This window comes from Citrobacter sp. Igbk 16 (assembly GCF_028069755.1).
Classification (GTDB): Bacteria; Pseudomonadota; Gammaproteobacteria; order Enterobacterales; family Enterobacteriaceae; genus Citrobacter.
On record NZ_JANEWJ010000001.1, the window covers coordinates 54,524 to 75,984 of the forward strand.

Here is a 21,461-nt window from a genome sequence, read left to right on the forward strand (position 1 = left end):
GCGATTTACGGCCTTGTAGTAGTAACGGAATTAACAAACCACTGCTGGATGTTGCTCATCGCAGAATGCGAGGTATCCAGAATCGGCTGCGGATAGAAGCCAAGCAGTACCAGAAGCACGACCAGCAACAGGATGATAAACAGCTCACGCAGCGACATCCCTGGCAGTTCAACACTGGCAATCTGGCTCTTCGCTTTACCGAAGTAAGCGCGATGCAGCATCGCCAGCGAGTATACAGAAGCAAACACCAGACCAAAGGTTGAGATCACCGTAATGACCGGAACCACCTGGTAGCTGCCGAACAGAATCATGAATTCGCCAACAAAGTTACCTGTACCCGGCATACCCAGCGTACAAACGGCGAAGAACATGGACAGTGCAGGCAACCATTTCATTTTGCCCCACAGGCCGCCCATCATACGCATATCACGCGTGTGCAGACGTTCGTACAACTGTCCACACAGAATGAACAGACCGGCTGCGGACAGACCGTGAGCGATCATCTGGATAACCGCACCCTGGTACGCCAGCTGGCTGCCGGTGTAGATAGCAATCAGTACGAAGCCCATGTGCGATACGGAGGTGTAGGCAATCAGACGTTTGATATCGTACTGATTAAAGGCCATCCACGCGCCGTAGAAGATACCGATAACGCCCAGCCACATTGCGATAGGTGCAAACTCAGCCGACGCGTTCGGGAACAGCGGCAGAGAAAAGCGCAGCAGGCCGTAAGCCGCGGTTTTCAGCAAAATCCCCGCCAGGTCAACGGAACCTGCGGTCGGTGCCTGGGAGTGCGCATCTGGCAACCAGCCATGCAGCGGAACCACCGGCATTTTCACCGCAAACGCGATGAAGAAGCCCAGCATCAGCAGATATTCCACACCGTGGGACATCGGGGTATTCAGCAGCTCTTCATAGTTGAAGGTCCACACACCGGTCGCTTTATAGTGCACAAACACCAGCGCCAGGATGGCAATCAACATCACCAGACCACTCGCCTGGGTATAAATGAAGAACTTGGTCGCCGCCGTGATACGCGTTTTACCGTCAGAGGCTTTATGCCCCCACAACGCGATCAGGAAGTACATCGGCACCAGCATCATTTCCCAGAAGAAGAAGAACAGGAACATGTCGATGGCAAGGAACACGCCGATAACGCCGCCCAGAATCCACATCAGGTTCAGGTGGAAGAAGCCCTGGTATTTTTCGATTTCATTCCAGGAGCACAGTACCGCCAGAACACCGAGCAGACCGGTCAGCACTACCATCAGCAGCGATAAACCGTCGATTGCTAAGTGAATAGAGATGCCGAAACGCGGGATCCACGGCAGGATAAACTCAGACTGCCACTGCGGAATGCCAGCGGATTGCGTCAGTGAATAGCCGCCCTGCAACCACAGTTGCAGGCCAAGCGCCAGCGTCAGTCCCATGGTAATCAGCGCAATCCAGCGCGGCACCTTCACGCCAAAGCGTTCGGTCTGCCAGCACAGGAAACCACCGATAAAGGGGATTAATATCAACCAGGGTAATAACATAGCTAAGTATGTCCCTTATATTTACTCCTGCTCAGGCTATCTCACTCGTCAGCCCAAATCCCGGCAGTGCTCGCAATCCTCACATACTTCAGTACGCTCCGGTTGCTCTGCGCTGGCGGTATTCGGTCTGACTTCGCCGATGACGCCTGTACTTCAGGAACAGATTTTCAACGAATTCTAAAAATTATTTTTGGGTTTGTAGGCCGGATAAGCGAAGCGCCATCCGGCAATCGTTCATCCAGCCAACAAACTCAACGCAGTACCATCAACAGTGCCAGTACAACGACAGCGCCAATGCTCATTGATGCCACATACCAGCGCAGATAGCCGTTCTCGCTTAACAGCAGGCCTTTACCTGCAAAGCGGGAAAGGATAGCCGGGATGTTCATCATTGCGTTCAGCGGATCGCGTTTCAGCAGCCAGGCGATGCCGAGGAACGGCTTAACGAACACTTTGTCGTACAGCCAGTCAAAGCCCCAGGCGTTATACCACCAGGTCCCCAGCAGACGGCCTGGCGCACTGTTGGCAATCGACGTCACCAGCGTACGTTTACCCAGCCACAACCATGCTGCGATCAAGATGCCTGCAATTGCTACGATACCGGAGGTAATTTCCAGCGTCATGACACGACCATGCGGCAGCTCGGTCGTTGCCGGCAGAACACCCTGCAGCGGCGGCACAATCAGCGCACCAACGAAGGTGGACAGGATCATCAGCACAATCAGCGGCAGATGATGGGTAATCCCCTTCCCTGCGTGAGCGTGAATTTGTTCTTTACCGTGGAACACGATGAAAATCATACGGAAGGTGTACAGAGAGGTCATGAACGCACCGACCAGACCTGCAACCATCAGATTGATATGACCGTTCGCCATCGCACCGGCCAGAATCTCATCCTTACTGAAGAAGCCTGCGGTAATCAGCGGCAGAGCCGACAACGCCGCGCCACCAATCAGGAAGCAGAGATACACCAGCGGAATAGACTTACGCAGGCCGCCCATCTTGAAGATATTCTGTTCGTGATGGCAGGCCAGGATAACCGAGCCGGATGCCAGGAACAGCAGCGCTTTAAAGAAGGCATGCGTCATCAGGTGGAAAATCGCCGCATCCCATGCCTGTACGCCAAGCGCCAGGAACATGTAGCCAATCTGGCTCATAGTGGAGTAAGCGAGCACACGTTTGATGTCGGTTTGGACCAGCGCGGCAAACCCTGCCAGCACCAGCGTGATAGCACCAATAATCCCTACCAGATGCAGAATTTCCGGGGTCATCAGGAACAGACCATGGGTACGTGCAATCAGGTAGACACCGGCGGTAACCATCGTCGCGGCGTGGATAAGCGCGGAAACAGGCGTCGGGCCCGCCATCGCGTCTGCAAGCCAGGTCTGCAACGGCAGCTGCGCAGATTTACCCACCGCACCGCCCAGCAGCATCAGGGTTGCCCACATCAGCATGTTGTTACCGTCTGCAAAGTGCGCAGGCGCCAGTTCCACCATTTCGCGGAAGTTCAGCGTGCCCAGCTCGTTGTAGAGGATGAACAGCGCGAAGGCGAGGAACACGTCACCGACACGGGTTACCACGAAGGCTTTCATTGCCGCTGCGCCATTCTTCGGATCGGTATAATAGAAACCGATCAGCAGATAGGAGCACAGCCCCACGCCTTCCCAGCCGAGATACATCAGCAACAGGTTATCCGCCAGTACCAGAACCACCATGCTGGCGATAAACAGGTTGGTGTAGGCGAAGAAACGAGAGTAGCCCTCTTCCCCGCGCATGTACCAGGAGGCGAACATGTGGATCAGGAAACCAACGCCGGTTACCACCGAGAGCATAGTCAGCGATAAGCCGTCCAGCACCAGGTTGAAGCCGATGTTGAAGTCGCCGACCGACATCCACGTCCACAGCGGCTGGCTGTAGGCCTGTTGACCATTGGCAAAGAAGTCAACACCAACAAACGCGGTCACCAGCGCCGCCAGGCCAATCGACCCGACGCCCACGGTTGCGGACAGATTCTCTGACCAACGACCGCGAGAGAACGCCAGTAATACAAAGCCAATAAATGGCAGAATAATGGTTAAGGCAAGCATGTTCATCCACGCATCTCACTTACTGAATCGATGTTCAGGTTCTGGCGACGACGATGAAGTTGCAGCAACAGTGCAAGTCCAATGCTCGCTTCAGCAGCCGCGAGGCTGATGGCAAGAATGTACATCACCTGACCATCGGTCTGGCCCCAGTAGCTCCCGGCGACCACGAAGGCCAGCGCGGAGGCATTAATCATGATTTCCAGCCCAATCAGCATAAACAGCAGATTGCGGCGGATAACCAGACCAGTTAAACCCAGTACGAATAAGACAGCCGCGAGGATCAGTCCATGTTGTAAGGGGATCATGCGTGCTCCTCCGTTTTTCTTTTCGCGCGGTCATCAGTGCGATTGCTCAGCACTTCACCGGAACGCTCTTCGCGACCAACATGGAAGGCCACAACCAGACCCGCCAACAGCAGCATCGAAGCCAGTTCAACCGCCAGAACATAAGGTCCAAACAGGGAAATGCCGACTGCTTTCGCGCTGATTGGCGTACCGTCAATGCCCTGATCGTTAACACCCAGGATGGCATACACAATCACCACCAGCATGATGGCCGACAGAATCGCCGGACCAATCCACACCTGCGGCCTCAGCCATTGACGTTCCTGTTCGATTTCAGCACCACCGAGGTTGAGCATCATCACCACGAACACGAACAGCACCATGATGGCGCCCGCGTAGACGATAATTTCCAGCGCACCGGCGAAGTAAGCGCCCAGCGAGAAGAACACCCCAGAAATCGCCAGCAGCGAAATAATCAGGTACAGCAGTGCGTGTACCGGATTGGTGTGGGTGATCACCCGCAAGGTTGCGAGAATGGCTATCAGGCCACAGATATAAAAAGCGAACTCCATTGCCCCTCTCCTTACGGTAACAGGCTCTTGACGTCGATAGGCTTAGCTTCGTTCTCTGCTTCGCCTTTATCTTTGCCGTCGATTGCCATACCTGCCATCCGGTAGAAGTTATATTCCGGGTATTTGCCCGGACCGGAGATCAGCAGATCCTCTTTCTCGTAAACCAGGTCCTGGCGCTTGTATTCACCCAGCTCGAAATCTGGAGTCAGCTGAATAGCCGTTGTCGGACAGGCTTCTTCGCACAGACCACAGAAAATGCAGCGTGAGAAGTTAATGCGGAAAAACTCCGGATACCAGCGGCCATCTTTCGTCTCTGCTTTTTGCAAAGAGATACAGCCAACCGGACACGCTACCGCACACAAGTTACAGGCAACGCAGCGCTCTTCACCGTCTGGATCACGGGTCAGTACGATACGACCACGAAAACGGGGCGGTAGATAGACCGGCTCTTCCGGGTACATCTGCGTTTCGCGTTTTGCGAACGCATGCAGGCCGATCATCCAGATACTACGTACCTGGGTGCCGAAGCCTACTAACAATTCTTTTAAGGTCATGGTCTTTGTGTCCCTTATTGCGCCTGCCAGAGAATGACAGCCGCCGTTACCAGCAAGTTGACGAGCGTCAGCGGCAGACAGACTTTCCAGCCGAAGGACATTACCTGGTCATAACGAGGACGTGGTAACGACGCACGAATCAAAATGAACATCATCATGAAGAACGCGGTTTTCAGCGCGAACCAGACGAATGGCGGTAAGAACGGGCCATGCCAGCCACCGAAGAACAAGGTAACCATCAGCGCGGAAATGGTGACGATACCGATGTACTCGCCCACAAAGAACAGACCGAATTTCATGCCGGAATATTCAATGTGGTAACCATCGGCCAGTTCCTGCTCGGCTTCTGGCTGGTCAAACGGGTGACGGTGACACACCGCTACGCCCGCGATGGCAAAGGTGACAAAACCAAAGAACTGCGGAATAACGTTCCAGATATCGGCCTGGTTATTGACGATGTCGGTCATGTTAAATGAACCGGCCTGCGCCACCACGCCCATCAGGGAAAGTCCGAGGAACACTTCATAGCTCAGCGTCTGCGCAGAAGCACGCATCGCACCGAGCAGAGAGTATTTGTTGTTACTGGACCAGCCGGCGAACAGCACCGCGTAGACCGCGAGGCCCGCCATCATCAGGAAGAACAGGATCCCGATGTTCAGGTCAGCAACCACCCAGTTCGGACTCACCGGCACAATGGCGAAAGCCAACAGCAGCGAGGTAAAGGCGATCATCGGTGCCAGGGTAAAGATGACGCGATCCGAGAATTTCGGGATCCAGTCTTCTTTAAAGAACATCTTGATCATGTCCGCAACCAGCTGGAGCGAACCGCCCCAGCCAACACGGTTCGGTCCGTAACGGTTCTGGAACAGACCCAGCAGACGACGTTCGCCAAAGCTCATGAATGCCCCGCAGGTGACCACCACCAGCAGGATCACGACCGCTTTGAGAATACTCAGCAGGATCTCAATCAGATCGGGTGTAATCCAACTCATTGTTGTGCCTCCTGCAGATCCTCAAGACGCGCACCAGCCAGAACCGGCGCGATGCCAGGCATACCCATCGGCAAACCAACCTGCCCTGCCGTTAATCCTTCGGCGATTTCAACCGGCAATGTAACCGTGTTGCCATCGTAGCTGAAAGAAACGCGCGTACCGGCATTAACACCCAACTTCGCGGCATCAGCCGGGTTGAGTTTGATGTACGGCTGCGGCATACGGGTCTGGAAGACCGGCGCACGCTGGGACATTTCGTCACTGCCAAATAGATGGTAGTACGGCGCGATACGCCACTGACCATCCTGAGCCTGGAAGCTGTCCGGAATGGTGGTGAAGTAATCCAGGCCACCTTCAGATGCTTCAATCAGACGCACGCCCGGATCGCCATGACGCAGTTTACCGCCCACTTCATCCTGGAACTTGTTCCACGCCTGTGGGGAGTTCCAGCCTGGTGCCCAGGCAAACGGAATTTGTGAACGCGGTGCAGACGGCTGGTTGTTCCCTTCCATCGAGAAGGCGAACATGGTGTCTTTATCCTGCGGCTGGCGCGGCTCGTGCACGCTGATGTTAGCGCGCATTGCCGTACGACCACTGTAACGGTGCGGCTCACGTGCCAGTTTCTGTCCACGGATACGGAAGCTGGCATCCGGTGCGGCATCTTTAATACCCGCCAGCTGCGGCAGCTTCTCAACGACCGCATCGATAACGTGGTCGAGCTGCGTCCAGTCCACTTCACGGCTCTGTACGGTGCTGTGCAGCGAATGCAGCCAGCGCCAGCTTTCCAGCATGATGGTGTTGCTGTCGTAGTAGGACGGATCATAAACCTGGAAGAAACGCTGGGCGCGGCCTTCGTTGTTGATAACCGTACCGTCGCTTTCGGCGAAGCTTGCGGCGGAAAGCACCAGATGGGCGTTTTCCATAATTGCCGTACGCTGATGGTCAATGACCAGTACCAGCGGCGCTTTCGCCAGCGCGGCGTTCACACGCGTTGCTGAAGCATGGCGGTGCAGGTCATTTTCCAGTACCACAACGGCGTCAGCACGACCTGTTTCCAGCTCGGTCAGCGCATCGTCAAGGGAACCACCGCCAATCATACCCAGGCCCATGCTGTTAACAGAGCGCGCAATCATGGTGATGCCGACGTCTGCGCCACGGCCTTTCAGCGCTTTCGCCACGTTGGCAGCCGCCTGAATCACTTCGGCGCTACCGGCGTTGGTGCCGGAAATAATCAGTGGTTTCTTCGCCCCGGCCAGTGCCTGAACGATAACGTCAATTTTGTTTTGCAGGTCACGGTCGATACCGTCAACCGCCGGGGCGTTGTTATCCAGCGCATGGGCGATAGCAAAACCTAAACGCGCCTGATCTTCAACCGGTGCACGATAGGTCCATGCCGCGATATCATCCAGACGGGTGTTATCGACGTTGGTAACGAACAGCGGGTGCTTAGCACGCTGGCCGATGTTAAGGATTGCTGCGATCTGCCAGTCAGCCACTTTCTGTGCCGCCGCCATTTCGCGCGCTTTGCCTTTCACCGCCTGACGCACTGCCAGCGCAACGCGTGCGCCGGTCTGCGTGACATCTTCGCCCAGCACCAGCACCGCGTCGTAAGATTCGATTTCACGCAATGCCGGGGTATGAATACCGCCGTCACGCAGCACACTCAGCGCCAGTTGCAGACGTTCCTGCTCACCCTGGGCGATGCCGGTATAGAAGTTATCCGCACCCACCAGTTCACGCAGCGCGAAGTTGCTTTCAACGCTGGCACGCGGGGAGCCGATACCGATCACTTTCTTCGACTGACGCAGAATATCTGCCGCACCCTGCATCGCCTGCTCAGCGTTCAGGGTGATCAGGTCATCACCACGACGCTGGACCGGCTGACGCGGACGGTCTTTCAGGTTCACGTAGCCATAGCCAAAACGACCACGGTCGCAGAGGAAGTAGTGGTTAACGGTACCGTTGTAGCGGTTTTCAATACGACGCAGTTCACCGTAGCGCTCGCCCGGGCTGGTGTTACAGCCAATGGAACACTGCTGGCAGATGCTCGGCGCAAACTGCATATCCCATTTACGGTTATAACGCTCGGAGTGCGTTTTATCGGTGAACACGCCAGTCGGGCAAATCTCGACCAGGTTACCGGAGAATTCGCTTTCCAGCGTACCGTCTTCCGGACGACCGAAGTAGACGTTGTCATGCGCGCCATACACGCCCAGATCCGCGCCGTCCGCATAATCTTTGTAGTAACGCACGCAGCGGTAGCAGGCGATGCAGCGGTTCATTTCGTGAGAGATGAATGGCCCCAGATCCTGATTGCGGTGAGTACGCTTAGTAAAGCGGTAGCGACGGAAGCTATGACCGGTCATTACCGTCATATCCTGAAGGTGGCAGTTACCGCCCTCTTCACAGACCGGACAGTCGTGTGGGTGGTTAGTCATCAACCATTCCACCACGCTTTCACGGAATTGCTTCGCTTCTTCGTCGTCGATAGAAATAAAGGTGCCTTCGGTAGCCGGTGTCATACATGACATCACCAGGCGACCACGCGTATCTTCCGCGTTTTGATATTGCTTCACCGCACACTGGCGGCAAGCACCGACGCTCCCAAGCGCCGGGTGCCAGCAAAAGTATGGAATATCAAGGCCGAGAGACAGACAAGCTTCCAGCAGGTTGTCCGCTCCGTTGACCTCATATTCTTTGCCGTCTACATGAATCGTAGCCATAGTCAGCATGCTTCCAGTTATCTTAGTCAGGGACTAAGCGTTAATCGAATTACTTATCGCGATGCAGGAGTAAACCCGCAATTACCAGCGCTCTTTCAGCAGGTTCGGCTGAATACCACTAATTACGTGGGTATTGCTGAAAGTCTGCTTAATGCCAGCTTCGAATTCTTCGCGGAAATATTTAATGGCGCTCTGCAGCGGTTCAACCGCGCCCGGTGCGTGTGCACAGAAGGTTTTACCCGGGCCGAGGAAACGACACAGTTGCTCAAGTGTCTCGATATCCCCAGGCTGGCCTTCGCCACGCTCCAGCGCACGCAGAATTTTCACACTCCACGGCAGACCGTCACGGCACGGCGTACACCAGCCGCAGGACTCGCGGGCAAAGAACTCTTCGAGGTTGCGCACCAGCGGTACCATGCCAATCTCGTGGTCAACCGCCATCGCCAGCGCGGTACCCAGACGGCTGCCTGCTTTACCGATGCTTTCGAATTCCATCGGCAAGTCGAGATGAGCCTCAGTGAGGAAGTCGGTTCCCGCTCCGCCCGGCTGCCAGGCTTTGAACTTCAAGCCATCACGCATGCCGCCCGCGTAATCTTCGAGGATTTCACGCGCAGTCGTGCCAAATGGCAGCTCCCACAGGCCCGGATTCTTCACGCGACCAGAGAAGCCCATCAGTTTGGTGCCCGCGTCTTTGCTCTTCGAAATGTTCTGGTACCACTCCACGCCATTTGCGAGGATAGCCGGTACGTTACACAGGGTTTCGACGTTGTTCACGCAGGTCGGTTTACCCCATGCACCAGAGCTTGCCGGGAACGGCGGCTTGGAGCGCGGGTTCGCGCGGCGACCTTCGAGGGAGTTAATCAGTGCGGTTTCTTCACCGCAGATGTAACGCCCTGCCCCGGTGTGCACGAACAGTTCGAAATCGAAACCGGTGCCCATGATGTTTTTACCAAGCAGACCGGCTTCGGTCGCTTCGGCAATCGCGCGGCGCAGATGCACAGCCGCTTCGATATACTCACCGCGCAGGAAGATGTAACCACGGTACGCTTTCAGCGCAAACGCGGAGATCAACATACCTTCTACCAGCAGGTGCGGCAGCTGTTCCATCAGCAGGCGGTCTTTATAGGTGCCCGGCTCCATTTCATCGGCGTTACACAGCAGGTAACGGATGTTCATGAATTCGTCTTTCGGCATCAGGCTCCACTTCAGACCGGTGGAAAAGCCCGCGCCGCCGCGCCCTTTCAGGCCAGCGTCTTTTACCTGGTTGACGATTTCATCCGGTGACAGCCCGGTCAGGGCCTTACGCGCACCTTCATAACCGTTCTTGCTACGGTATTCGTCCAACCAGACTGGCTGTTTATCATCGCGCAGACGCCAGGTCAGCGGATGTGTTTCGGGAGTACGGATAATGTCTTTCATTTATACCGCTCCAACAGTTCAGGAATGCCTTCCGGGGTTAAGTGAGCATGGGTATCGTCATCGATCATCATGTTCGGCCCCTTGTCGCAGTTCCCCAGGCAACAGGTCGGCAGCAGCGTAAAGCGACCATCAAAGGTCGTCTGCCCCGGCTTGATGTTGAGCTTTTTCTCCAGCGCAGCCTGGATCCCCTGGTAGCCATTAATATGGCACACGACGCTGTCGCAATAGCGGATCACGTGGCGACCTACCGGCTGGCGGAAGATCTGGCTGTAGAATGTCGCAACACCTTCGACGTCGCTTGCCGGGATACCCAGCACGTCAGCGATCGCGTAGATCGCCCCATCCGGCACCCAACCACGCTGTTTCTGAACGATTTTCAGCGCTTCAATGGACGCCGCACGCGGGTCTTCGTAGTGGTGCTTCTCGTGCTCAATCGCTTCACGCTCAGCCGCACTCAGCTCAAAAGCCTCGGTTTGTGGTTGTTGATTCTCGTGCATAATTAGCGGTCCACATCTGACATAACAAAATCGATACTACCCAGATGGACGATAAGGTCGGACACCAGGCTGCCACGTACTGCTACCGGGATCTGCTGCAAGTGCGCATAACTCGGGGTACGGATACGAGTACGGTAACTCATGGTGCTGCCATCGCTGGTCAGGTAGTAACTGTTGATACCCTTGGTCGCTTCCACCATCTGGAAGGACTCGTTCGCCGGCATAACCGGGCCCCACGAAACCTGCAGGAAGTGGGTGATCAGGGTTTCGATATGTTGCAGCGTGCGCTCTTTCGGCGGCGGCGTGGTCAGCGGGTGATCCGCTTTGAACGGGCCTTCCGGCATATTATTGAGGCACTGCTCAAGGATGCGCAGACTCTGGCGCAGCTCTTCAACTTTCAACATGACGCGGGTATAGCAGTCGGACACACCACCACCAACCGGAACTTCAAAGTCAAAGTTCTCATAACCAGAGTACGGACGTGATTTACGCACGTCAAAATCAATACCCGTCGCACGCAGCGCAGCACCGGTACAGCCCCAGTCCAGCGCTTCTTTTTTGCCATATGCGGCAACGCCCTGAGAACGACCCTTCAGGATGGTGTTACGCAGTGCGGCTTTCTCGTAGGAATCCAGACGCTTCGGCATCCAGTCGAGGAAGTCACGCAGCAGTTTGTCCCAACCGCGCGGCAGATCGTGTGCGACACCACCGATACGGAACCAGGCCGGGTGCATACGGAAACCGGTGATCGCTTCGACAACGTCATAAATTTTCTGACGGTCGGTAAAGGCGAAGAATACCGGAGTCATTGCGCCGACGTCCTGAATGAACGTGGAGATGTACAGCAGGTGGCTGTTGATGCGGAACAGTTCGGAGAGCATGACGCGAATCACGTTCACGCGATCCGGTACGGTAATGCCCGCCAGCTTTTCGACTGCCAGCACGTACGGCATTTCGTTTACGCAGCCGCCGAGGTATTCAATACGGTCAGTGTACGGAATATAGCTGTGCCAGGACTGACGCTCACCCATCTTTTCAGCACCACGGTGGTGGTAGCCGATGTCAGGTACACAGTCGACGATTTCTTCGCCATCAAGCTGCAGGACAATACGGAACGCACCGTGAGAAGACGGGTGGTTAGGACCGAGGTTGAGGAACATGAAGTCCTCATTTTCGGTGCTACGCTTCATGCCCCAATCTTCTGGCTTGAAGGTCAGTGATTCCATTTCCAGATCCTGTTTGGCTTTGGTCAGCTCAAATGGATCGAATTCGGTCGCACGCGCCGGGTAGTCTTTACGCAGCGGATGACCTTCCCAGGTATGCGGCATCAGCAGACGCGTCAGGTGCGGGTGACCTTCGATATCGATGCCAAACATTTCCCAGGTTTCACGCTCATACCAGTTGGCGTTCGGGAACAGTTTGGTGAAGGTCGGTACGCGCAGGTCGTTTTCAGACAATGCCACCTTGAGCATGATATCGCGATTGCGTTCAATGGAGATCAGGTGGTAGAAAACGGAAAAATCCGCGGCAGGTAATCCTTCGCGGTGCGTACGCAGACGTTCATCCATGCCGTGTAAGTCAAACAGCATGACGTAAGGTTTCGGCAGTCTCTTTAAGAAATCGCCAACTTCGAGTAACTGTTCACGCTTGACCCAGACAACGGGTACCCCGGTGCGAGTCGCCTGAACGGTAAAGGCATCCGGCCCAAAACGGTTGCGCAGTTCGCCAATGACCGGGTCATCGAGGTGATCCCGTGTTTGCCATGCAGCGTCTTGCGCGGTTAAGTCGGTCATATTGTTCACCATTGCAAATGGTTCGTGGTAGTCGGCAGTGCTTCGCGCTGTTTATCCACTTCATCCTTCAAGCTGTCTCGGTGTTGGCTGCCTTCCCTCACCCCAGTCACTTACTGATGTAAGCTCCAGGGGATTCGCTCAGTTGCCGCCTTGATACACCTTGAATGATTTTGTGTATGTCTAATAGTTCACGAAGCGCAATGTTGCTGCCGACAGGCGCAAATTAAATCTCGTCTGGTGTACGAAGATTCGTTACAGCAATACGTTCGCCGCGTTTACGCTCGCGTTCTGACTGCATATTGGCGCGATAAACGCCCTGATCGCCAACCACCCAGGAGAGCGGACGGCGTTCTTTGCCAATGGAGTCTTGCAGCAGCATCAGTGCCTGCATGTACGCTTCTGGACGCGGCGGGCATCCCGGGATGTACACATCTACCGGAATAAATTTATCAACGCCCTGCACTACCGAGTAGATATCGTACATACCGCCGGAGTTGGCGCATGCGCCCATGGAAATAACCCATTTAGGTTCCAGCATCTGATCGTAGAGGCGCTGAATAACCGGGGCCATTTTGGTAAAGCAGGTTCCGGCTACGACCATCAGGTCAGCCTGACGCGGTGATGCACGCAGAACTTCCGCACCAAAACGGGCCACGTCATGCACGGCGGTAAACGAGGTCACCATCTCTACGTAGCAGCAGGAAAGGCCAAAGTTATATGGCCAAATTGAGTTTTTACGGCCCCAGTTAACCATGTCATGCAGTTTGCCCATGAACACGTTTTTGTTAACTTCTTGCTCCAGGGGGTCGGTTACGATCTCCTGTTTTTGCAGGGGGTAACGGTCGTTCTCACCGTTAGGATCTATGCGGGTGAGCGTATAATCCATCTTAATGCCTCGCGGTTAGCGTTGACGATTAGCGATACTGTTCGTTTCCGGGTTCATACGCTCGCGGCGTGAACGCGCGGGCGTCCAGTCCAGCGCGCCAATACGCACCAGATAAACCAGACCTGCCAGTAACACAAAAATAAAAATTGCAGCTTCCACAAAGCCAATCCAACCGCTTTCACGGATAGAAGTTGACCATGCGAACAGATACAGCGCTTCAACGTCGAAGATAACGAAGAACATGGCTACCAGATAAAACTTGGCAGACAGGCGCAAGCGGGCGGTGCCGACCGAGTCGATACCTGATTCAAACGGCACGTTTTTAGATCTCGCGCGTGCGCGACCACCTAAAAACCAACCGCCGACGAGCATCAGGCAGCACAGGCCAATGGCGACAATAAGAAAGATAGCGAATGCCCAGTGATGAGCGATGACTTCAGTGGATGTTGACATACTCATTGCTTACTCATCAAAAGTAGCGCCAAATTCTCTGCTCTTTTCGGCAGATGAACGCCACATCGATTCATGGGGAGGAATAAAAAAAACCTTACAATCACTGTAGAAAATCATTTATACAGCCAATTGATGGGGTTTTTTACTCCTTTCTATAACCTTTTGTCAACTTTAACAAAAGTTTCCTCACATTATTTTACACTACTCCAACTTCATTAACATAAAGTGCTCTTTAGACTAATTTCGATCGCATCATCAGTCATTTTTAATGTTGTTGAATCGTGTCCGTTGTGAAGTAAAAAAGATAATACACGTCTATTTTGACAGGAATTCGCACAGATGCCTCCCCCTAAATGGGAGTATTTTCTTGATCTGTGACACGCTTTTGTTAATTCACCATAAAAAACAGCAACAATTTCTCTAGTTTTTTAACATGGGAATGAACAGCGCCTCGAATGATTATTTTTTGCACTATTTGCAGGTGATTTTTTTACCTACTGATTTTGTTAAGTTTAGGTATACAAAATGGCTTCTCCGACCATTATTTGCATAAAAAAAGAGCCGCTGGATGTTTTTTCATCACCAGCGACTCTTTTTTGCACTTACATTTTATAACGATTATTTATGGTACATCACTCAAAATCGCCTTCAACGATCAGCGAGTCGTCTCCCCCTTCAGGGGTAAACTGGTTGTATTGCCAAGGATTTTGATAGGTCTGCATCGACTTAAAGATTACCTGAGCCAGCTCATTTTGTGAGGCAGGGTCGCAGCACAGCAAGTACTCCGTTTCCGGCAACGGTGGCAATCCGTCCGCCGCGCCCAGTACGCGTAAATCAGGGCTCATCATTTCTACAGGACGAGCAGTCACGCCCAACCCCGCCTTCACAGCCGCACGCACAGCCGCTAATGTTGAAGCAACATAGGCCAGACGCCACGGGATCTGCGCAGCGTTCAGTGTTGCCAGTACCATATCGCGGAACGGGCTCGGATCGTCCAGAAGCACCAACGGTACCGGTTCACCTTTTTGTAAAATATATTCGGCCGCACAATACCAGTGCGTCGGTGAGGTACGCAGATTCAAACACTCGAAATCGCCTGGCCGATTAGTCGTCACCACCAGATCAACGTCTTGTGACTTCAGCATATCCACCATGTAGGCGTTGCGTTTCACTCTGACATCCAGCGCAAGCTTCGGATAAACCGAACTTATCCGGTTGAGCAGAAAGGGAAGGATGGTATCCGCTGACTCATCAGAAGCGCCAATAGTTAACACTCCCTGAAGATTGTTAAACATTAATGATGAGCATGCCTCATCATTAAAACGCAATATTTTTCTGGCGTAACCCAGCAACTGAATCCCATGCTCGGTCAGTAGTTTGTTACGTCCATGGCGCGCGAACAACTCTTTCCCCACAAGTTGCTCGAGGCGTTGCATTTGCTGACTCACCGCAGACTGAGTGCGACATACCGCAGCTGCCGCAGCCGCGAAGGTATTCAGATCGGCCACAGCAACGAAGGTTCTCAGCAGATCGAGGTCGAGGTTAATTATCGGACGATTTGCATTTATCATAATTTTTCACTTACTCGCGGGTCATACCGGGTTAATGCTGTGCATTCAGAAACAAACAACTCCATTTGTAATGGACCTCCCTCGCCGTTTCACCAAGTGTAACCGGGTGAAAATAAGGATGTATTTGCTTTAACAAACGAAACAATTCCTCTTCAGCGCTATTTAATACCCGTGGTACTCATCGGAATATAGCAACGAGAAAGAGTCACTTTTTAGCTATTGGATGATTCTGACTAATGGAGAACATGTAAACTTTGTAAATTTAAAAAATAGTTAACGAACACTAATTTACACATTAAAAACTAACTTTTCAGTATGTTAGAAACTCTCAACTAACATTGGAATTATCGCAAAACACAAGTTGCGCGCCATTTCATGGGACTTATCTTAACCTAAAACCACTATATTTATAAGTGTTATCGCGAATTAATCGAAGCAAAAAGGTGTTAACTCAGACTAGTGGTTTTCGTATTATTAACGCGTTCAATAAATCCTGTTTAAATATTAAATAATAATTAATTAAGAATGCCACCATTCATTAATTATACTTAACAATAGATTCACACCGCGCCGTTGTCAGATCAGGCCGATAACAGTTTGTCAGGCTAAGACCTCAGTATTTTCGAATTGCGCAAACAGCAGATACTGCCAACCACGCACCGCTTTGCACATCTCACTATTTTTCGCCAAACAAATCACCATACCCAAGCTGCCACAACGATACATATAACCATAAAATACAAGATATCAAGATTATAATTCCATATTAATTTCATTATTTAGTTGTTAACAGTTAATTATAACCTCGCAACTTTCGAAATCTTCTACTAAAGACCCTTCAAAACTCACCGTCGGGGGAGTACATTGTTCTGTGCTGACTTCCACGGCAGGGAGTGGCATTCACAGCTAAAAAGGTCAAGATTCATGTCCCCCATTGAAAAATCCAGCAAATTAGAAAATGTCTGTTATGACATTCGTGGCCCGGTTCTGAAGGAAGCAAAGCGCCTGGAAGAAGAAGGCAATAAAGTTCTGAAACTCAACATCGGCAACCCTGCGCCATTCGGGTTTGAAGCACCAGATGAAATTCTGGTCGATGTGATCCGCAACTTGCCTACCGCACAAGGGTATTGCGATTCAAAAGGTCTTTATTCAGCCCGCAAAGCGATCATGCAGCATTACCAGGCCCGCGGGATGCGCGATGTTACCGTGGAGGATATTTATATCGGTAACGGCGTTTCTGAATTAATCGTTCAGGCGATGCAGGCGTTGCTGAACAGTGGGGACGAAATGCTGGTTCCTGCGCCTGATTACCCGCTGTGGACAGCGGCAGTATCGCTCTCTGGCGGTAATGCCGTGCACTACCTGTGTGATGAATCATCAGACTGGTTCCCGGACCTTGATGATATTCGGGCAAAAATCACCCCGCGCACGCGAGGGATCGTCATCATCAACCCAAACAACCCTACCGGCGCTGTCTACTCCAAAGAGCTGCTGATGGAGATTGTTGAGATTGCTCGCCAGAACAACCTCATTATCTTTGCTGACGAGATTTATGACAAAATTCTCTATGATGATGCCGAGCATCACTCAATTGCGGCAATGGCCCCGGATCTGCTGACTATTACCTTCAACGGCCTGTCAAAAACTTACCGTGTCGCGGGGTTCCGTCAGGGCTGGATGGTACTGAACGGACCGAAGAAACATGCCAAAGGGTATATTGAAGGTCTTGAAATGCTGGCCTCCATGCGTTTATGCGCCAACGTTCCAGCGCAACACGCCATTCAAACCGCGCTGGGTGGATACCAGAGCATCAGCGAATTTATCATGCCAGGCGGACGTTTGTATGAACAGCGCAACCGGGCCTGGGAATTACTTAATGATATTCCGGGCGTTTCCTGTGTGAAACCGCGCGGTGCTCTGTATATGTTCCCGAAAATTGATGCCAAACGCTTCAATATTCACGATGACCAGAAAATGGTACTCGATTTCCTGCTGCAGGAAAAAGTCCTGCTGGTCCAGGGCACTGCATTCAACTGGCCGTGGCCGGATCACTTCCGTATCGTCACGCTACCGCGTATTGATGATATTGAAATGTCGCTGAGCAAGTTTGAGCGTTTCCTGTCCGGTTATCACCAGCTGTAATCATGCAAAGTGCTACCGGGTTTGCATCCGGTAGCACTCTCTGCGCAAAATACCGTTACTGAAGTCACAGAGTAAGGGTCGTTATGAAGCAGAGCCACTTTTTTGCCCACTTATCCCGTCTGAAGCTCATCAACCGCTGGCCGCTGATGCGTAACGTACGCACCGAAAACGTCTCCGAACATAGCCTGCAGGTCGCCATGGTCGCCCATGCACTGGCCGCGATTAAGAACCGGAAATTTGGTGGTCAGGTTAACGCAGAGCACATCGCGCTACTGGCGATGTACCACGACGCTTCCGAAGTACTGACCGGCGACCTCCCTACCCCGGTAAAATACTTCAACTCACAAATTGCTCAGGAATATAAAGCCATTGAGAAAATTGCCCAGCAGAAGCTGGTCGATATGGTTCCGGATGAATTACGCGATATCTTTGCGCCATTAATTGATGAGCACGCCAGCAGCGATGAAGAGAGATCGATTGTGAAGCAGGCCGATGCCCTGTGCGCCTATCTGAAATGTCTGGAAGAGCTTTCGGCCGGTAACAACGAGTTTCTGCTGGCGAAAACACGGCTGGAAAAAACGCTGGAGTCACGGCGTAGTGAAGAGATGGACTATTTTTTAGCGGTCTTTGTCCCAAGCTTCCATCTGTCGCTGGATGAAATCAGTCAGGATTCACCGCTGTAAGTTTGTGGCGACGCTACCTTTGTAGGCCGGATAAGATCCGGCATCGTGCGCCATCATGCCTGATGGCGCTACGCTTATCAGGCCTACAAGACTGGAGACGCTAAACGATCCCGTAGGCCGGATAAGGCGTAGCCGCCATCCGGCGCATAATAAAAATCAAAACGGGAACAGCATCGGGATCATCACCACACACACCGCCATCACGATCACCGTAAATGGCACCCCAATTTTCACGAAGTCGCTAAAGCTATAGTTACCCGGCCCCAATACCAGCGTGTTGACGGGTGATGAGACTGGCGTCATAAAGGCCGCGGATGCCGCCATTGCAATCACCATCGCAAAAGGATACGGCGAAACCCCCATCGACTTCGCCGCCGCCAGCGCAATCGGCGCCATCAGCACTGCTGTTGCGGTATTCGAGATAAATAAGCCAATGGTCGCGCACAGGACAAACAGACAACCCAACATCATGTACGGGCCATATCCCCCACCGACGTCCATGAGTCCTTTTACCACAAGATCGACACCGCCGGTTTTTTGTAAAGCCAGCGCGAAAGGCATCATCCCAACGATCAAAATAATGCTTGGCCAGTGGATCGCCTTATAGGCGCTCTCTGCATCAATACACCGGAATTTCCCCATCAGCAGGCAGGCGATAATTGCGGCCACCGTATTGGGGATTTCATCCGTCAGCATTAACGCAACCATCAGAACCAGGCAAAAAATCGCGTGGGGTGCCTGACTGTGTGCCGGAGACGCTTCACTGACTTCAACCGGCATGTTCAACACCACAAAATCGCGGCCTTTTTTCCCAAGCGCGGTGATGAGTTTCCAGTTACCCACCACCAGAATGATATCGCCCATCAGCAACGGTTCATCCACCACCGCGCCGTCCATCGCCGTACCATCACGCTTCACCCCGACGACGTTCAGGCCGTAACGTGTACGAAACGCGATTTCCCGTACCGTTTTACCGATCAGTTCTGATTCAGGGATCAACGAAATCTCAGCCATCCCCACATCGAGCGCCTGTTCGGAAAAATACTCGCCACGCAACACCATCGGCTCCAGCAATTGTTCACTGCAGAATTCGCGCAGATCGACATCAGCCGCGGACATATCAATGAGCAAAACGTCGCGGGCACGGAACTCAGAGACCCCATTAACGTCCACAATCACGCGCCGAAAGCGACGCCAGCGTTCAACACCAATAACGTTCGCCCCATAGCGCTCACGCAGCTTCAGGTCGTCAAGACGCTGACCAATCATCGGCGAGCCTGGACGAATCGCCAGGCGGCGGGCGCGCCCCGTCAGACGATACTCTTTGATAAGATCGCGAAAGGTCCGGCGTTTCCAGCCATCCCCCTGCTGCCCGGAGTCCTCACCCTTGAGCATAAAACGCATCAACAGCATGTAAATAATGCCGAGCACCAGAACAACCAGCCCCAACGGAGTCACGCTGAAAAAACTGAAACCGTTTAGTCCTTCGCGCAGTAACTCACTGTTGACGACCAGGTTCGGTGGCGTCGCCACCAGCGTCATCATGCCGCTGATAAGCCCCGCGAAGCTAAGCGGCATCATCAGGCGTGAGGGAGAGGTTTGCATGCGCATAGATACGCTTAAAACAACAGGAATAAAAATCGCGACTACACCGGTGGAACTCATAAAAGCGCCGAGCCCGGCGACGGTGATCATCAGCAAAACCAGCATCTTGACTTCACTACTACCGGCAACCTTCACCAGCCAGGCCCCCATCACCGTTGCCACTCCGGTACGCACCAGGCCGTCCCCAATGATAAATAAGGCCGCTATCAAAATAACGTTAGGATCGCTGAAACCAGAAAAAGCCTCTGAGATGCTCAATGTTCCACTCAGAACAAAGGCAATGATGACCAACAGAGCAACTGCATCCATACGCACTCTGCCAGTGGCAAACAAAACGACGGCAATCGCCAACAATGAGAGAACCCATATCAATTCACCGTTCACAACATATCCTTGTTAAATGAGAGGGATGGATTGAGTTTGCCATAAAAAAGCCCCAACAGTCTGGGGCTAAATCACGATCAGGTATTTCTTATAACGACCACATTTCCGTTGGGTTGCTTGGTCACGGAAATCTGTTCCAGACTGGTCAACGAAAAGTCGACCTCATCCAGACGCGGCGTGTCCGACGGCGCGTTGACCGCGATCACATGACATCCGGCAGCCAGGCCAGAGAGTACCCCAGCGGGCGCATCTTCAACCACCGCACACTCCTGCGGTGCAAGGCCTAGCAGTTGAGCACCTAACAGATATGCATCTGGCTCTGGTTTGCCTCTCTTTACCCGCTCAGCAGTGACAAACACTTCAGGCGCAGGAAGGCCAGCAACACGATGGCGTGCCCGCGCAACGGGCATCGACCCCGAGGTCACAATCGCCCAAGGGATACCCGCTTTATTCAGGTGATTGAGTAAATCAATCGCCCCGGGTAGCGCGGTGATTCCATCCGTTTCAGTCGCTTCAATATGCTCCAGACGCGTGAATTCCGCCGCGATCTCCGCGTCAGACTTGCCAGGCATAAAGTGCCGCAAGGAGGTAATTGCCTGCTTGCCGTGAATAAAACCGAGTACCTCGTCATGATCGAGACCAAAACGATCGGCCCAGTTACACCACGCACGTTCTACGGCTGGTAAGGAATCGACCAGCGTCCCATCCAGATCAAACAGAAAGCCTTTGCACTGCACGCTCGCCCCCTCAGGCATTAGTGATTTGGTTAATTTCATTCGCGCTCAGGTGATACTGACGCGGGCAGGAGTGCCAGACATTCAGCATGCGCTGATATTTTTCCCACATTGGGGTCTGAGCGTTGAAGCCATGTGTACCGGCATCAAAGTGGGTATAACGGCCTTCCACGTTCACCATAAAACGAACGTACCCGAGGAAACGGGCTTCCGTTGCGGCATCAAAGCCAAGGAACGTCACGCGGCGTTCATCAATAGCCTGTGCATCTTTAAGATTAGTCCAGGACACGTGTAATGCGTGATACATCTCCATAATATCGATAATCGTACGACAGGTTTCTTCCGTCAGCTCACCAAACTCACGATCCAGCTCGCGCATCTGCAAGCCGTAACCGCGTTCAATAATCGTCTGCAAACGACGATAACGCTCGGCGTTGGTCGGATCGAGCATGGTCATCATTTTGTACTGGTTCGACAAAATAAGACGTTGAGCGTTGGTCATTTCCATTTGGGACTCCTGTATCACTACTACTGCGATGAAAAAAAA

General features: G+C 52.9%; 18 protein-coding genes. 2 read left to right on the forward strand and 16 right to left on the reverse strand.

Translation table 11 applies throughout. The features are described 5' to 3' along the window. Positions 1 to 5: 5 nt before the first annotated feature. From nuoM to lrhA, 13 genes are all read right to left on the reverse strand, one after another. Positions 6 to 1,535, reverse strand: coding sequence for an NADH-quinone oxidoreductase subunit M (nuoM, locus tag NNO03_RS00225; protein WP_005129465.1), 1,530 nt, complete (start codon positions 1,533 to 1,535; stop codon positions 6 to 8). A 251-nt stretch (positions 1,536 to 1,786) separates the two neighbouring features. Next, positions 1,787 to 3,628 carry an NADH-quinone oxidoreductase subunit L gene (gene nuoL / locus NNO03_RS00230; RefSeq protein ID WP_271440142.1) on the reverse strand — a complete coding sequence of 614 codons (1,842 nt, stop codon included), beginning with the start codon at positions 3,626 to 3,628 and terminating at the stop codon, positions 1,787 to 1,789. Beyond that, entirely contained in the window at positions 3,625 to 3,927 is a 303-nt protein-coding gene (nuoK, locus tag NNO03_RS00235; protein WP_006683663.1) for an NADH-quinone oxidoreductase subunit NuoK, read from the reverse strand. Before nuoK ends, nuoL begins: the two co-directional genes overlap by 4 nt. After that, on the reverse strand, positions 3,924 to 4,478 hold the full coding sequence (nuoJ, locus tag NNO03_RS00240) for an NADH-quinone oxidoreductase subunit J (RefSeq protein ID WP_137384157.1): 555 nt from the start codon (positions 4,476 to 4,478) through the stop codon (positions 3,924 to 3,926). Before nuoJ ends, nuoK begins: the two co-directional genes overlap by 4 nt. A gap of 11 nt (positions 4,479 to 4,489) precedes the next feature. Beyond that, positions 4,490 to 5,032 carry an NADH-quinone oxidoreductase subunit NuoI gene (gene nuoI, locus NNO03_RS00245; RefSeq protein ID WP_005129470.1) on the reverse strand — a complete coding sequence of 181 codons (543 nt, stop codon included), beginning with the start codon at positions 5,030 to 5,032 and terminating at the stop codon, positions 4,490 to 4,492. A gap of 14 nt (positions 5,033 to 5,046) precedes the next feature. Then, positions 5,047 to 6,024, reverse strand: a complete 978-nt coding sequence (gene nuoH, locus NNO03_RS00250) for an NADH-quinone oxidoreductase subunit NuoH (protein WP_003028063.1) — start codon at positions 6,022 to 6,024, stop codon at positions 5,047 to 5,049. Continuing rightward, the gene (gene nuoG / locus NNO03_RS00255; protein WP_271448533.1) at positions 6,021 to 8,747 is read right to left on the reverse strand and encodes an NADH-quinone oxidoreductase subunit NuoG; all 2,727 of its coding nucleotides are present in this window, start codon (positions 8,745 to 8,747) and stop codon (positions 6,021 to 6,023) included. Before nuoG ends, nuoH begins: the two co-directional genes overlap by 4 nt. An 81-nt stretch (positions 8,748 to 8,828) precedes the next feature. Beyond that, a complete protein-coding gene (gene nuoF / locus NNO03_RS00260; protein ID WP_271448534.1) occupies positions 8,829 to 10,166 on the reverse strand; it encodes an NADH-quinone oxidoreductase subunit NuoF in 1,338 nt (445 codons plus the stop codon). Next, positions 10,163 to 10,663 carry an NADH-quinone oxidoreductase subunit NuoE gene (nuoE, locus tag NNO03_RS00265; protein ID WP_006683660.1) on the reverse strand — a complete coding sequence of 167 codons (501 nt, stop codon included), beginning with the start codon at positions 10,661 to 10,663 and terminating at the stop codon, positions 10,163 to 10,165. The genes nuoF and nuoE overlap by 4 nt, the downstream gene beginning before the upstream one ends. A 2-nt stretch (positions 10,664 to 10,665) precedes the next feature. Continuing rightward, positions 10,666 to 12,468, reverse strand: coding sequence for an NADH-quinone oxidoreductase subunit C/D (gene nuoC / locus NNO03_RS00270; protein ID WP_137384160.1), 1,803 nt, complete (start codon positions 12,466 to 12,468; stop codon positions 10,666 to 10,668). 211 nt (positions 12,469 to 12,679) lie between these two features. Continuing rightward, complete coding sequence (gene nuoB / locus NNO03_RS00275) at positions 12,680 to 13,342, reverse strand: NADH-quinone oxidoreductase subunit NuoB (protein ID WP_003028075.1); 663 nt, start codon at positions 13,340 to 13,342, stop codon at positions 12,680 to 12,682. Positions 13,343 to 13,357: 15 nt separating this feature from the next. Beyond that, the gene (nuoA, locus tag NNO03_RS00280; RefSeq protein ID WP_040230134.1) at positions 13,358 to 13,801 is read right to left on the reverse strand and encodes an NADH-quinone oxidoreductase subunit NuoA; all 444 of its coding nucleotides are present in this window, start codon (positions 13,799 to 13,801) and stop codon (positions 13,358 to 13,360) included. Positions 13,802 to 14,427: 626 nt separating this feature from the next. Further along, positions 14,428 to 15,366 (reverse strand): transcriptional regulator LrhA, encoded by a 939-nt coding sequence (lrhA, locus tag NNO03_RS00285; RefSeq protein WP_005129482.1) that lies wholly within the window; start codon positions 15,364 to 15,366, stop codon positions 14,428 to 14,430. 924 nt (positions 15,367 to 16,290) lie between these two features. On the opposite strand from lrhA, the gene alaA reads away from it, so the two are divergent. Continuing rightward, positions 16,291 to 17,508: an alanine transaminase AlaA gene (gene alaA / locus NNO03_RS00290; RefSeq protein WP_005129483.1), complete on the forward strand. Its 1,218-nt coding sequence runs from the start codon at positions 16,291 to 16,293 to the stop codon at positions 17,506 to 17,508. Positions 17,509 to 17,591: 83 nt separating this feature from the next. Further along, a complete protein-coding gene (gene yfbR / locus NNO03_RS00295; protein WP_271448535.1) occupies positions 17,592 to 18,191 on the forward strand; it encodes a 5'-deoxynucleotidase in 600 nt (199 codons plus the stop codon). A 156-nt stretch (positions 18,192 to 18,347) separates the two neighbouring features. Here the strand turns inward: yfbR and NNO03_RS00300 are convergent, their stop codons facing one another. From NNO03_RS00300 to NNO03_RS00310, 3 genes are all read right to left on the reverse strand, one after another. After that, entirely contained in the window at positions 18,348 to 20,180 is a 1,833-nt protein-coding gene (locus tag NNO03_RS00300; RefSeq protein WP_137384162.1) for an SLC13 family permease, read from the reverse strand. Positions 20,181 to 20,257: 77 nt separating this feature from the next. Further along, positions 20,258 to 20,935, reverse strand: a complete 678-nt coding sequence (locus NNO03_RS00305; RefSeq protein WP_271440258.1) for a sugar phosphatase — start codon at positions 20,933 to 20,935, stop codon at positions 20,258 to 20,260. Further along, positions 20,928 to 21,422 carry a YfbU family protein gene (locus NNO03_RS00310; RefSeq protein ID WP_271448536.1) on the reverse strand — a complete coding sequence of 165 codons (495 nt, stop codon included), beginning with the start codon at positions 21,420 to 21,422 and terminating at the stop codon, positions 20,928 to 20,930. The genes NNO03_RS00305 and NNO03_RS00310 overlap by 8 nt, the downstream gene beginning before the upstream one ends. Positions 21,423 to 21,461: the final 39 nt, after the last annotated feature.

Excerpts from the sequence above, each read along its gene's own strand:
- nuoM (WP_005129465.1), bottom strand. The coding sequence starts at position 1,535 with ATGTTATTACCCTGGTTGATATTAATCCCCTTTATCGGTGGTTTCCTG.
- nuoL (WP_271440142.1), bottom strand. The coding sequence starts at position 3,628 with ATGAACATGCTTGCCTTAACCATTATTCTGCCATTTATTGGCTTTGTA.
- nuoK (WP_006683663.1), bottom strand. The coding sequence starts at position 3,927 with ATGATCCCCTTACAACATGGACTGATCCTCGCGGCTGTCTTATTCGTA.
- nuoJ (WP_137384157.1), bottom strand. The coding sequence starts at position 4,478 with ATGGAGTTCGCTTTTTATATCTGTGGCCTGATAGCCATTCTCGCAACC.
- nuoI (WP_005129470.1), bottom strand. The coding sequence starts at position 5,032 with ATGACCTTAAAAGAATTGTTAGTAGGCTTCGGCACCCAGGTACGTAGT.
- nuoH (WP_003028063.1), bottom strand. The coding sequence starts at position 6,024 with ATGAGTTGGATTACACCCGATCTGATTGAGATCCTGCTGAGTATTCTC.
- nuoG (WP_271448533.1), bottom strand. The coding sequence starts at position 8,747 with ATGGCTACGATTCATGTAGACGGCAAAGAATATGAGGTCAACGGAGCG.
- nuoF (WP_271448534.1), bottom strand. The coding sequence starts at position 10,166 with ATGAAAGACATTATCCGTACTCCCGAAACACATCCGCTGACCTGGCGT.
- nuoE (WP_006683660.1), bottom strand. The coding sequence starts at position 10,663 with ATGCACGAGAATCAACAACCACAAACCGAGGCTTTTGAGCTGAGTGCG.
- nuoC (WP_137384160.1), bottom strand. The coding sequence starts at position 12,468 with ATGGTGAACAATATGACCGACTTAACCGCGCAAGACGCTGCATGGCAA.
- nuoB (WP_003028075.1), bottom strand. The coding sequence starts at position 13,342 with ATGGATTATACGCTCACCCGCATAGATCCTAACGGTGAGAACGACCGT.
- nuoA (WP_040230134.1), bottom strand. The coding sequence starts at position 13,801 with ATGAGTATGTCAACATCCACTGAAGTCATCGCTCATCACTGGGCATTC.
- lrhA (WP_005129482.1), bottom strand. The coding sequence starts at position 15,366 with ATGATAAATGCAAATCGTCCGATAATTAACCTCGACCTCGATCTGCTG.
- alaA (WP_005129483.1), top strand. The coding sequence starts at position 16,291 with ATGTCCCCCATTGAAAAATCCAGCAAATTAGAAAATGTCTGTTATGAC.
- yfbR (WP_271448535.1), top strand. The coding sequence starts at position 17,592 with ATGAAGCAGAGCCACTTTTTTGCCCACTTATCCCGTCTGAAGCTCATC.
- NNO03_RS00305 (WP_271440258.1), bottom strand. The coding sequence starts at position 20,935 with ATGCCTGAGGGGGCGAGCGTGCAGTGCAAAGGCTTTCTGTTTGATCTG.
- NNO03_RS00310 (WP_271448536.1), bottom strand. The coding sequence starts at position 21,422 with ATGGAAATGACCAACGCTCAACGTCTTATTTTGTCGAACCAGTACAAA.